This window comes from Bacillus sp. mrc49, from assembly GCF_002803435.1.
In genome coordinates, this window is record NZ_PHNG01000507.1 from 1 (window position 1) to 1,206 (window position 1,206).

General features: G+C 44.7%; 2 protein-coding genes. One reads left to right on the forward strand and one right to left on the reverse strand.

Features of this window, described 5'->3' with window-relative positions:
- Window positions 1-522 (reverse strand): phosphate acyltransferase (locus CVN76_RS04895; RefSeq protein WP_269800015.1); only part of this gene is annotated, 522 nt, incomplete at its 3' end.
- Between the two features lie 222 nt (window positions 523-744).
- Here CVN76_RS04895 and CVN76_RS04900 point away from each other — a divergent pair.
- Window positions 745-1,206, forward strand: a 462-nt coding sequence (locus tag CVN76_RS04900) for a chlorite dismutase family protein (protein WP_198512485.1), incomplete at its 3' end; no start/stop codon positions are given.

The window sequence follows — 1,206 nt, forward strand, 5'->3', positions numbered from 1 at the left end:
AGTGGGGTTTATATTGATTGCACAATCAGCGAACACATATCTTTCCTCGCCACGGACCATGATGAAGACTCCCGATGTCTTTTGGACGCCTGGCTTTGTTTTAATGATCTGCAATGCGGGACGAACCGTGTCGGCCGTGGAATGCGCCGCACCGCTTACCATTCCGTGTGCCAATTTCATGTGGACGAGCATCGTTCCGAAATAGTTCTCATCCATTAACATTTCACGTGCTTGTTCGACTGTCGCTTTACCGGCACGGACCTTTACAAACGCTTCTACCATTTCATCCATCATGATGTAATTCTTCGGATCATATATTTCGACTGCATCAAGGGCGATTTTCAATTCCCTGGCTTTATCGGAAATCAATTCGATATCCCCGATCAATACAGGTGTAACCAGTTTTGCTTTGGCAAGCCTGCCTGCGGCTCCCAAAATCCGTTCATCCGAACCTTCTGGAAAAACGATCTTTAAATTATGACCCATAACTTTTGATTCCAACATTTCAAATAAATTGCTCACTGGCGCTTCCTCCTTTTTAGATACGTTTCCCCTGATTGTACTATGTTTAATCATTTAACCATTCTTTCCTACCCTGCCTTTTTTAGAATACTCCAGCGGCCCGGTAAATTCCAGCCACATCTCAGCACCGAAAACAGTGATGGCGTTTGCGGGTTGACCTAAATTTCCTTATACTGAAACTATGTTATATTAAAGCTATAATAAGACTTAGGAGTGATCGTAATGAGTGAAGCAGCACAAACACTGGACGGCTGGTATTGTTTACATGATTTCCGCCTGATCGATTGGGCATCTTGGAAAACGTTATCAAGTGACGAACGCCAACTAGCCATCTCGGAGTTCCAAGGTTTACTCGATAAATGGAATATGACCCAAAGCGACAACGAAGGCAGCCATGCCCTATATTCCATCGTTGGCCAGAAAGCGGACTTCATGCTTATGTTTGCCCGCCCGACAATGGAAGAATTGAATGCAATCGAAAATGAATTCAATAAAACGAAGCTTGCCGAATATTCCATTCCGGCTTATTCATACGTTTCAGTGGTGGAGCTAAGCAATTACCTTGCAGGAGGAGATGGTGAGGACCCTTATCAGAACCCTCATGTACGTTCCAGACTGTATCCCATCCTGCCAAAGGCGAAACATGTTTGCTTCTATCCAATGGACAAGCGCCGTGAAGGCGAT